This window comes from Gammaproteobacteria bacterium (genome assembly GCA_028817255.1).
Classification (GTDB): Bacteria; Pseudomonadota; Gammaproteobacteria; order Porifericomitales; family Porifericomitaceae; genus Porifericomes; species Porifericomes azotivorans.
Window position 1 is genome coordinate 1 of the sequence record JAPPQA010000124.1, and the last position, 11,266, is coordinate 11,266.

Below are 11,266 nucleotides of genomic sequence, written 5' to 3' on the forward strand. Positions count from 1 at the left end.
GGAGGTAGGGCGCGATCCCCCGCCGCGTCGTCTCCACCTCCGGCAGCTCAGGCATCGGCTGGGCGCCTATGGGCGTTGCGCGGCGGCGGCCGGGACACCCGGCGCCCGGGCAAAGCAAGCGCCCTCATAGTCCGGGGCCGGCAGAGTTACGAATCCGGTTCTTCCACGCGCACCCGATCTGCCAATCCGAGTTCGTCCAGTATTTGCCGCAATTCTTTCGTTAAATTTCCGGCGGTGGCGGCATTGACGCGGTTGCGGAGGTCAATGCTAAGGGTCAGTTCGTCGCCCTTTCGCAATTTGGGGATTATTCTGGTGCCCAATCTGTTCCAGATTTCGGGGGGCACTTCGCCGCGCAGACGAATTGTTTTCGTGCCGCCTGCGGCGGCATCGGCAGCTCTCTCACTGTCCCCCGTTCCGACCGGAGACAACAATCCCTCGCCGGAATCGCCGGAAGGATATGGGGTCGCCGGCGGCGCTTTATCCTCCCCGGGCCTTTCCCGCAACGCCGATGCTTTCTCCTTGGTCAGCAGAAAGGCATCGGCATCGAAAGCGACTTCGGCTGGATCGAGATTCTCCGCATACCACAGCCGCTCGTAACCGCCGCCGTCCTTTGCGCCTGAGCCCAGGCCGAATTCCCCGCGCGCGACCAGTTCGGGAATTTTCCCGCGCAGGATCCGATCCGGATCTTTCAGGCGGATCAGCGATCCGTCCACAAAACTTTTGCGCAGGCCGTCCAGCGGCCCGGCGCCGGACTCGCGGAAAGCGTCCGGCCAGTTGCGTCCCAGATAACCCGCTCCCACGGACTCCTCCAGCAGGCCCTGCGACCGCAATGCCGTAACGACGCGCCCGCGTAGCGTCTCATTGGAACTGCTGTGGCCGACGCCCAGGTCAATGATCTTGAGTTCGCCCGGCTCCTGTTTCTGATACAGGACGGCGTAGCGGTAACTCGCCCACACCTCTTCCGTGGCCGCGTCTTCGGCTTCCGGGGGTTTAGACCGCAACTCATTGCGATCTTCGGGGCCCAGGGTTCTATCCTTGAACTCTTGCTTCACGCGCCTCCAGGCGAGCGACTGCTCCACTTTCCGGCGCAGTTCGCGGCCCGGTTTTTTCAGGCACCAAACCAACGCGCCCGGATAAAGGCGCGGTGACTGGCCGCGCCGAATCGTCCAATCCCGCAACCGCTCCCGCAGGCGTACGCCCTCATCCCATTCCGTTTCAGGCGAGACCACGACCAGCGTCAGTCTTGGATTGTCCCCGATCGCCGCGCTGTCTTTGGGAAACGCAGCCAGAGGAACATCCCCGCGGCCGCTGTCGAATGCTTTTTTCACCACAGTCTCCATGGCGGGTTTAATCTCGGTTTCCTCATCCAAAGAGGCGAGGCGGTCGTTGACCACTTTTTTCAAGGTCGGCTGGTAACCGATTCTGAAACCGTCGGTGCCGATCTTGCGGATAAAGTAGGATTTGTCTTCCAGCAGCAGCGCGGCATTGTCCACCGAGGCCGTGTCAACTTCCGGTTCGCCAAGGGCAAAGCGCAACTCCGGCAGGTGGGCGACTCTTTCCGCCTGGCCGCCGGAAGACTCGAAAAAGATCGTTGTCCCCACCCGGCGGTGGATGTCGCGCAACGCGCCCTGCGTGTCGGCGTCCAGTACGCGGGCGTGGGCCCGGTCGCCGGCGATGTCCGTGTCAATGGCGGCGCTCAACCGGCTCTCGCCCAACTGGCCCAGCACCACGCCGAGAAATTCGGGAACGCTCAGCGGCGCCGAGCCCAGCGTAATCAACGGCTCGTTGCGTGCCTTGTTGAAGCCATCCTGGTAAGCCCATGAAATCCACTGCGCCAGCATCGCCAGCGTACCCCGTGTGCGCTGGTATTGGGCCAGGGCCTGCCACTTGCGCTGAAATACGGCGAGGGCGGCTGGATGAAAGGGGTAGCACGCCGCAAACCGCTCGCGCAGAAAGTCCCGCGCTTTCTTTTCCTTGTTCGCGCTGTCCATCGCCGTCCACTCCGACGGCAACTCGCTACGGTGCTTGAAGCACCAGTCGGCGTAAGTTTTGGAGATTCTATTTCGCGTCCGCTCGTCGCCGATGGAATCGAACAACCGCCGGCGCACCACCTCGCCGATTTCCCCCTCGTCATTGGCGATCAAGTCCTTGGCCACCCGCTGCACCACCTTGGTGATTTTTTCCTGCCACTGCATATCGCCCTCGGTCATCTCCACCGCGCTGCGCGGCAGGCTGATGACGGCGGCGCCATGGGTGGTTGCGGTCATCGCCATCGTCAGGTTCTGGATAAAGGCATGAAACCGGTCGGCCAGTTCGGAGTGGCGATTCATAAAGTTCAGCACTTCGTCAAAGAGCACCAGCACCGGCCCGCCGGCCTCGGCAAAAACGCGCTCCAGCGCCGCGGTTCCAGGCGGCGTCTGCCGGGCATCGGCGCCAAGCGCCCGCACTCCGGCATCGCCGGCCAGTTGCCGGGCCAGGTCTATCCAGGGCGTTTCGTTTTTTTCCTGCGGGTCCCAGGCCGTCCCCACGAACACCGCTACCTTCGCCGCCGGCGCCTGCGCCAGCCCGGCATCAATCAGCAGCAGTTCCCGCACCCCGTCATTGCCGCTCACCTTGTCGCCGCTGGTGGCCAGGTGGTAGAGCGCGTTCAGCGTATGCGTCTTGCCGCCGCCGAATTGCGTCACCAGCGTCATCACCGGCGCGGTGTTGGCTGTTTGGCCCGCCAGCCGCCGCAACACCATGCCGCTATGCTTGCGCAATGCCCGCGTAAAGCAGGTGCGCGCAAAGAACTGCACCGGGTCACGGTAATCCTTCGGCGCCGTTCCCGCCACCACCTGCGCCAGATCAATGGCGAACTCGTCGGGGTTGAAAGAACGCCCCTCGCGCACTTCGGCGCGGAGGGTTACGACTTTATACCAGGGGGTCAGGGGCATGGGCGGGTTAGCGCTTGGAGGTGGAGGATGGGGCGATTATAGGGGATTTTTTGCGTCGGGGGCGGCTACGGCCGCTTTTTGCATATATCCCTGTGTTCATGCAACCACTTCTGATGACTGCCTCTGATATTGCCTTTCGGATAAAGCACCCCTCGGGGGTTGTCAACGAGTTGTTTTTTGACAAAATCTTTCTCCAATTTTCCATCGTTTGCATACAGCAAGCGCGCGCCACTGGCTTGAGCCAGGGCAATCACATGCGCGTCATTCGACTTGCATACATTTGATTTACGAATCTTTGCAGTCAAGGCATCAACTTTCTCATCAGGAACAAATTTGACAAAGCCAACACGTTCACCTTCGCTCAGCCAATTCTTGACGGATTCTTTCTCAGTAAGTTCTTCCTTTAGCAGACCACCAACGACCAGGCTGAGCTTTCTCGACTCGATCCACTCACGGAATTTGCTGGCTGCCGTTGTCGGCTTGGATACAAAAATCATGTCCCTGACGCTGTTATCGAGTATCGCGCACACTCAGAGTTTTAACCTCCTGTTCACCTCGTCCATGAAGAATTTTCGATAGCTGGCGGGGGCGTCAATTACTTGTCCCTCTTTATCCAGTTGGAGGGAATGAATTTTGACATCCAAATCGCCACGCTCGAAGAACAGAATGGAGACATCCTCCGGTTTCAATTTTGACTCGTTGTCACGAACATCCATACGCACCCGGTCGAGCAGGTAATCGCTGTGGGTTTCCACTACAAAGCGGTGGCGTCTTGCCCCGACGAGTTTGCAGAATAAACTGCCGAGAGCAGCCTGGGCGCTGGGATGCAGGTGCACTTCGGGTTGTTGCATAAGAAACATCCTGGGCACGTTTAGGCGTAGCAATTCGGTTATGATGGGAAGCACCTGATTAACGCCGTAACCGACATCAATCAAATTGCGGTATGGACCTTTCAATTTGCCTCCGGATTTCCTGATTTGCAACTGAAAAGGCTCGGTTTCTTTCTTTCCCAGCGGTCTAATCGAAATTTCGTCAAAGAGTCCCGTATCCTTGCCAAATTTTTCGAGCGCGTCCTTCAGGCGCCTCCATTCACCTTCACTCCGAAAGCGCAGATGAGCCAGATACATGGGAATGTGATCGCCTTCCGGATCTGGAGTTATACGCATTGGGTCGTAGGTTCGACGCGGCTTGGAACGAACGGGCGCGCTGGCATAGGGGCGGTGGCGCGAATAGACAGAATCAAATCGCTCAAAATTTTTCAGGATGTCACGAATTTTTTCTGCTTCTTCCTGGGTAATCTCTTTGGAAAGGGATTTCGATTTAGAAGGGTTCTCCTCAAATGCCCATATGAGGCGCCTGAATTGCCACCCCAAAGGGGCAAGTCTATCTTGCTCTTCCAGATCATCAACTGTAACTCGATGCCGAGGCCCGGTGAATTTCAATTCTTTCGGCTGCTCACTGGATACGGAAAATCGCAATATCGACTTATCCTTTTTAGAATTATCTTCTTCAACCCACATTGCCTCATGAGACAGGTGCCTTTTCACAACCACCGGCGCAGTTTTTCCCTGCTGGAAAGTCACCACAAAATCGAAGGCGCCATTTTTCGATGCAAGCTCAAAACCCGCTTCGAAGCTGTCCGCCCGGCTGCCTTTTGCGCCTCGGTGGTGGGCAATCTCGTCAAAGCTGCCGAGATCGTAGGGTTCTTCCTTGAAATCAGGAACAATCTCTCGAAACGCCACATCACACAACGCCCGAATCAACGCCAGAAACGACGTCTTCCCCGTGCTGTTGTCCCCCACCAGCAGCGTAAGCGGCGCCAGCCGCACGTCCTGCTTTTCGCGGAAGCAGCGAAAATTTTCCAGGATGATCTTGTTCATTTCCGGTTCATTTTGGCGCTGCCAGCAGAATGGCCTCCAGCAGGCGCTTCTCCTCGTTGCTGGCAGGGTATAGCGCCGCCAGCGCATTGGCAAGGCGCAGGAAGCCGGGGCCGCCTTCCTCCGTCATCCGCGCACGGAATCGCGCCCGCCGGCAGCAGCGTAAGTTCCCCGGGCCTACGGGCATAGAACTTTCCCGATCCGATCCAGTTTCGCCACCGCCTCGGGATGAATTTCTTGCGGCTCCATCTTTGCGGCAAGCAGGTAAAGGTCTTTCTTGGGAGTGGGGAACCCTATCTTCTCGAACAATGGCACGAGAAACTCATTGCTGCCTTTGATGCGCTCGAGTGAGACATGATTGCCGAAGAGCTCGGTTCCCTTGGGCACGTGCCGATGGAATGCCTCCTCAACTTCCCGGTCCAACAACGGAAAATCCAGGAAGCGCTTCATTGCCTCAAGTTGTAAAAGATAATTCTCAATTTCGTATCGTTGCCAGCGCAATACTACAAGCCCGGATTTTTTGGTTTCTTCGTCCAGTTGATCGCGGTTGTCTCCATCGAGGAGACAGAGGCCGCGCATCTGCGGGAAAGCCGCCTGCATGGCAAAAAAATGCGCCCCGGCTTCGCGTATGCTTCTGCCGCCGAGCCAGTGTACGAAAGGGCGCTTGAAAAAGCGCTGGCTGGGATGATTAAGAATCCTGGCCCATTCGCCCAGTATCTTCTCGTCCGTTTCTCCCTCTACGTAAAGGACGGCGCCGATCCCCCGGCCATGGAGCAAATCCGTAGTCGTGACACGCTTGAGCGCCTCGCGAAGGCGGTCGCGCTCGGTCCGGCTGGTAAGCGGGCGGGGCGCATCGGAAAAAAATTCGCATACCTTGGCCGGCTCGGTCGCATCCAGGATCACCTCGGAGTGCGTGGCGACGATAACCTGACTTTGGCGTTCCCGCGCCACCTTGCGGATTAACTCATATGCCTGTTTCTGCAAGATGACATGTTGGTGCGCGTCCGGCTCGTCGAGCAGGATAACCGTGGCCGGGCGGGAGTGCAGGAATGCCAGCAACAGAAGCACCTGCAGGGTGCCGCTCCCAACATTGGAAAGGTCAAGCGGACGAGCGGTGCCGGGATCCTTGTATTCGCATACGATGAATGGCCGGGCCGGCGAATAGGACGGTTCTTTCAGTTCGATGCCAAACAGATCGCGGATGTGCCCCGCGACTTGCAGCCAGTCTTCCTTCGATTCTTTTTCGGCGATTTCCCATAGCAGATTGCGCAGGATCTCCCCTGGCCGCCCCTGGCCGACCAGCAAATCCTGCATGCCGCGGTCGTGCCGTTGCTCGTCCCGCGCGATCCCCGAGAGAGGAGGAACATGAACAATCTCGAGATCCCTGGCGCCTGGCGGGGGGAATTTCTGAATGACGTCGTTTGTCAGATTTTTTGCCTTCAGCGGCCGCACGTAAATCAGCTCGGAGTTGGCATAATCGAACTCGAGACCGCATTCCCATTTTTGGCCCCTGGACCGCCCTTCCAGGACGATTTCAATCAAGCGCCGCCTGGATTGCTTGCCGCCTGTCATTATCCTTCGGTCTTCCCAAAGGAGATTCATCTCCCGCAACGGCACGGCGGTAAAATCGGTGCGGGTAATCGAGGCGCCGGAGCGCCGGTCTTTCCTTCTTCGCTGCGCCAGCCATCGCTCCAGTCCCGATTTCCAAGTCACGATTGCTTGCAGCAACGTAGATTTGCCGGCGTTATTCGGGCCGGCCAGCACAACGGCGCCCGCAAGATCGAAAGTCTGGCTGGAGAAGCGTTTGAAATTGCGGATGGTGACTCGCTCGATCATCTTTTACTTTGGCGCTGCCAGCAGAATGGCCTCCAGCAGGCGCTTCTCCTCGTTGCCGGCAGGGTATAGCGCCGCCAGCGCGTTGGCAAGGCGCAGGAAGCCGGGGCCGCGTTCCCTTTCGCCCCGGATGAGGGCGCGCAGGGCGTGGGCGCGGCCGCCGACCTGGAACAGCATGGCGGCATGGACGCGGTCCAAGGTAGTGGCCGCCGCGGATTGCAGCTCCGCTTCGTCCATCAACGGGCGCTTGCCGCCGCGCCGCTTGCGCGGCCTGATGGCAGATTCCAACTCGGGGAATAACACCGTCTGAATATTCGCCGTCGGTTCGCTTACCACCCACTCCGCCGCCTCCGCCCCGTCGTCTTCGCCGAATAGTTGTTTCGCCCGCTCGCGCACCGGCAGCAGCCGCACCACGCCCTTTTTGGTTTCGACGATGCGGCCTTCCCAGTTATCCAGTTCGATGCCCATCGGCTGCGCGAAGCGCCGCGCCAGGTCATAGGGACAACTCAGCCCTTTGCCTTTGCCGCCGCCGGCGTCGCCCTCATCCTCAGCTTCGCCCTCCGCGCCGCTTTGCTGCGCGCCGTTGCCGCTGGTGGTGGCTTGCAGCGTCCACAGAAACAGCGCCGTCAGCCGCGCATCTTCCTCCAGCGCGCCGGCGGCGCCGTTGCGGGCTTGCGCTTCGGCGGTGCCGAGGATGTTGCCGAGCGCGGTGCGGCCGACTGTCCCCCATACCCGTTCCAGGTATTCCCGCAGTTCGATCTCCCGGCCCGCGGCGGTCTCCACCCTGCGGTAGCGGCTGAAGATCTCCAGCGCCGGGCCGATGCAGGCGAAGATCAGGTCGGCGCCGTGTACGCCTTCGCTTTGCAGGCGCTCGATCCAGTCGCCGACGCGCCCCGGCAGCTCGTGCAGCACATCGGCCCAGTCGCCGATGCCGGCGGCGTCATCGCGCGGGCGGCAGATGAGGTGTACGCTGGTGGCGAGGGCAGCGGAGTCGCGGGCGCGCAGGCGCGAGCCCATTTCGGTGGCGATGGGCCAGGAGCCGGTGATGGTCCAGCCGCCGTTGATTAGACCCGACAGCAGCGCCTCCCAACCCTCGGTGGTTTTATGGGCGAATACCACTGTGCCGATGCCGTCGGATCGGAGCACGCGGCGGCCTTCGGTGAAGGCGCTGGCCATGGAGTCTTCAAAGAATTTGCGATCCTTGACTCGGCCGTCACAACGCTTGGTTTCATCCTGTACCGCCTCGCGCTCTTTGGGCGAGAGAGGGTTTGCCGGGTCAAAATGGTCGCGCAAAAGCGGGTGATCCGGCAGAGCGCGTTTGAGCCAGACCAGAAAGAAGTCGGACAAGTCGGCGTAGGGAATGGCGTCGTAGTAGGGCGGGTCGGTGAACCAGACACTGGCGGTTTCGTTGGGCAGGGGATGGTTGGTGGCGTCGGCAGGCTGAATTTGGCCGGGTTCTTGACCAATATCACCGACAGATTTAAGTGCATCGGCACTTCGTTTATAGGCGCTCAGGAATGACCCGCTTGAATCACATGGAGGCACAGATTCACAGAAGTCCCAAGCCATTCCTATTGCCTGCCGAGCCAGTAAGTGTACCGGGCATTCTGCATCTGGTTTCCACGGTGCCATCGCATTGCCCAAGTCGGCTGTCTTGTTGATTGTGATACCTAACAAGGTGCTCGTTGCCGAATCAGAGTTGGTGATGTCAACAATCAACCATCCCAATTCCACCAATGCTACCTTCTGCCGCATCGTAAAAAGATCGCCCCATTCTTTCATGCCGTAACGGTGAAGGCTGAACGCACGGCCCGCGCCTGAACCGCCGCCAGCAGGAGAGGGTTCATCCGGTACCGGACAAAGCCCCTGCCTGCCTCCGCTTTCCCATTCGTCCAACATCGCCTGCAACCGCAGCTGCGATTCGCGCACCGCCGCATAGTCAGCCTGTGTCGGCAGGCGGTAGTGGCGCCCCTGCTCACCGGGCTTGAGCGTCACCACTGCCGTCATGCGCGCGCCGCCGCTACGCTCGCCGTTTTCGTCAAACACCACATCCGCGCCGCCGCGCTGGGCGCTGAGTTGCGCCCGCACCCGTTCTACTGGCAGCACCGTGTTGCAACAAAGGCAAGTGGCGTTACCGCGCACCACCGTGCCGCCGGCCACTTCCTTGTTTCCTTTCGGCGCAAAGATCTTGAACTCCACCCGCGGCGGCGCACCCCGGGGATGCACAGCTTGCGCGTACAGCGCCCATTTACGCTTGGGTTTCTTGCATAGCCACAGCGAGCGCAGCAGCGGAATCTCCGCCCCGCATTTGGGCGACTCGCAGCGCACCGTGCGCGCCCATAGATAGGCGATGGGTTTTGCGCCGTCGGCATCGGCCGGGTAGAGATCGGCCAACTCCGCCTCGGCCCGCGCCTTGATCTCGTTGCCCGCACGGCGCAGTTCCTCGGCCAGTTCCGGCCCATGGCGCGGGATGTCCTCCAGCATCACCTTCAGAATCAGACACGCCACCGGGTTGAGGTCGCTGGCAAAGGCGTCGCAGCCCAGCCGCAGCGCCTCCAGCGGAATGCTGCCGCCGCCGGCGAAGGGGTCCACCACCAGCGGCGCATCTTCGCCGGGATGCGCGGCTTTGACCAATGCGCGGGCCGTCTTCAGATAGGCTGTAGAGGCGGCGTTGTCCCAGTTGGCGAAATCCGCAATGAAGCGCAGCAGAGCCTTTCGTAGCCCCACATCCGTCCGCAGCGTTTGCCCCCACCCTCGGGGCCGCCCCGACATCCCCAGCAGTGCCTCCCGCGCCGCCTTGCGAAACGCCGGCGGGCAACCGTCATCGCAGGGGTCCGGCAACAGCAGTGCCAGCAACAGTGCCCGCGACGAAGCCAGGGGCCGCCGCGCCCACCACAGATGCAGGGTGCTGGGATGCCCATGCCGAATGGACTTCTCCCGCACCGCATGGCGCGAAACTTCCGCAATCGGAAAGTCCACCTCAGCGAGTCGTCGGCAATGTCGGGGGATCACGCCTCCCTCACGATTTGCATCCCGCCTCCCGCATCAGCTGCTCTACCTGCTCCACTCTTGGGCGTACGCCAATCTCCGCATAGAGATCGCGCGCCAAGCCCCACAGTCTGCAAGTTTCCGCCAAGTCGCCTCGTTTTCTAGAAACGCTCCCGAGATTTCTATAGTCGGCTGCCATACCCTCCTTGTACCCCAGCTGTTTATTGATCGCCAATGCTTTTCGATACATTCTTTCTGCGCCGTCCAGAACCCCCCGGGTGGAGAACACGCTCCCGAGATTTCCGCAGACGCTTGCCATGTCCTCCTTGCACCCCAGCTCTTCATGGATCGCCAATGCTTTTCGATACATTCTTTCTGCGCCATCCAGTTCCCCCCGGATGAAGCACACGTTCCCGAGATTGGCGTAGTTGTTTGCTATGCCCTCCTTGAGCCCCAGCTTTTCATGGATTTCCAATGCTTTTCTATGCATCCTTTCTGCGCCGTCCAAGTCGCTTCGGGTAGAGAACACGTTCCCGAGATTTCCGTAGGCGTTTGCCATACTCTCCTTGTGCCCCAACTCTTCTTCAATTTCCAATACTTTTTGATACATCTTCTCTGCGCGGTCCATATCGTCTCGCTTGAAAAACACAATCCCGAGATTTCCGTAGGCGTTTGCCATGCCCTCCTTGCGTCCCAGTTTTTCATTGATCTCCAATGCTTTTCGATGCATCTTCTCTGCGCGGTCCAGATCGCCCCGGGTGGAGAACACGAGCCCAAGATTTCCGTAGGCGTTTGCCATGCCCTCCTTGCACTCCAGTTTTTCATTGATCTCCAATGCTTTTCGATACATTTCCTCCGTGCGGTCCAGATCGCCCTGGATGGAGAATACGTTCCCAAGATTACCCCAGGCGATAGCCCGATATTCATTGCTATTATTTCTGTCGCCAAGAGCGAGCACCTTTCGATAAGCGAATTCCGCTTTCTCCAAGTTGCCAATCCGACGATACAAATGGCCTAACCAGTTCCAGGCATCCGCGTTGTCGGGGTCGAGTTCGATTGCCTCCTTATATGCATGCAGTGCCTTTTGGGTATCATGGTAGAAAGCGATGGCGCCGATATGGCAAGCAGCACGGGCGGCCTCGCGTAGAGCAAGGCGTCCTTTCTTCCGGCTTTCTTCAAGGATATTCCGGAACAGTGCTTCCGCGGCCTCGGCGTGGCCTGCCTTTAATTCTGTCAGAGCCTGTTCGAATTGATCGAGATTATCAGCCGTGCGGGAGCGTTGTTGCAGGTTTGCTATGGCTTCTGTTAATGCTTTCCGGGCCTGTTTATTCTGTTCGTGGAGGGCAGCGTTTTCGGATTGAAGATGATCTATTTCAGATTCTGCTTTACCCAACATTCGCGTCGCTTCGGCATATTTATCGGCGAGATCATTCACATCAAAGGTGACACCTGGATTCGCAGTTGCAGGAGTATTCGGGCTATCTCCACTGCCTCGCCGAAATAACCGAGCAAAAAATCCAGCAATTGCCTTGCTCACTAAAGCAGTACCTAATCCGTCAAACATGCCCAAATCCCTCCTTTACTCCCCCCTTGAGGGGGAGTCGGCAAGACGAGGGCGCAAGCCCGATGTCGCGC

At 59.3% G+C, this 11,266-nt stretch carries 6 protein-coding genes; all 6 read right to left on the reverse strand.

The annotated features are described in order from the left end of the window. Positions 1 to 146 precede the first annotated feature (146 nt). Positions 147 to 2,933, reverse strand: coding sequence for a DUF499 domain-containing protein (locus tag OXU43_05565; protein ID MDD9824620.1), 2,787 nt, complete (start codon positions 2,931 to 2,933; stop codon positions 147 to 149). Positions 2,934 to 2,998: 65 nt separating this feature from the next. Beyond that, positions 2,999 to 3,463 carry a PIN domain-containing protein gene (locus OXU43_05570; GenBank protein MDD9824621.1) on the reverse strand — a complete coding sequence of 155 codons (465 nt, stop codon included), beginning with the start codon at positions 3,461 to 3,463 and terminating at the stop codon, positions 2,999 to 3,001. Next, a complete protein-coding gene (locus OXU43_05575) occupies positions 3,464 to 4,813 on the reverse strand; it encodes an AAA family ATPase (protein ID MDD9824622.1) in 1,350 nt (449 codons plus the stop codon). 174 nt (positions 4,814 to 4,987) lie between these two features. Next, on the reverse strand, positions 4,988 to 6,646 hold the full coding sequence (locus tag OXU43_05580) for an AAA family ATPase (protein MDD9824623.1): 1,659 nt from the start codon (positions 6,644 to 6,646) through the stop codon (positions 4,988 to 4,990). 3 nt (positions 6,647 to 6,649) lie between these two features. Then, positions 6,650 to 9,622, reverse strand: coding sequence for a DUF1156 domain-containing protein (locus tag OXU43_05585; protein MDD9824624.1), 2,973 nt, complete (start codon positions 9,620 to 9,622; stop codon positions 6,650 to 6,652). Positions 9,623 to 9,662: 40 nt separating this feature from the next. Further along, a complete protein-coding gene (locus tag OXU43_05590) occupies positions 9,663 to 11,195 on the reverse strand; it encodes a tetratricopeptide repeat protein (protein MDD9824625.1) in 1,533 nt (510 codons plus the stop codon). Positions 11,196 to 11,266 lie beyond the last annotated feature (71 nt).